At 72.9% G+C, this 586-nt stretch carries 1 protein-coding gene; it reads left to right on the top strand.

Annotation, left to right across the window (positions count from 1 at the left end; genetic code table 11):
- Positions 1-418: 418 nt before the first annotated feature.
- Positions 419-586, top strand: a 168-nt coding sequence (locus tag AC1U89_RS24575; RefSeq protein ID WP_479902224.1) for a DUF6993 domain-containing protein, incomplete at its 3' end; no start/stop codon positions are given.

Here is a 586-nt window from a genome sequence, read left to right on the forward strand (position 1 = left end):
GACCAGGAAACCGGCGAACTGAAAGGGGCCGCAGCCTGAATCCCGTGGGCCGGTGGACCATACCCAGGACGCCGGACCGGGCACCACAGCGTGGCAAGATGGCCGGATGCAACATGCCAGCATCGGCGCAGGACCCGCGGCGGCCGCCGCTGCGGAACCGGGGGCGGCTACTACCGCCACGGGCGGGGCCCAACGCCGCCGCGGCGGCAGGAAAGTTCCAGGGGCCGCAACCGTCGTGCCGCTCCTGCTCGTGCTCCTGCTCGTGCTTCTCCCCAACGCTTCTGCTGGGGCGACGCCGACCGGCGGCAGCGGAGTCGAGGCCTCTGGAGCCGGGCATTCTGAAGGCGCGACTTCCGCAGCTTCCCCACCCCCGGCTGGGCAGGCGCGCGGCGGCGGGGCCGGGACATCCGGGCCCGACATGAAATCCAAGGTCGAGTCGGTCCTGGACACCGCCGTCCGCGGCGGGGGCCAGCCCGAAACAGCGGGCATCCGCGAGTCTTTGGTCAACGCCGGGATCCCAGCCGGCGACGTGGAAGTCACCGCCAGCCGGACACCCACGGGCCTGGCTGCCGACGCCGTCGAGGCC

It is taken from the genome of Caulobacter sp. 05T431, from assembly GCF_056665975.1.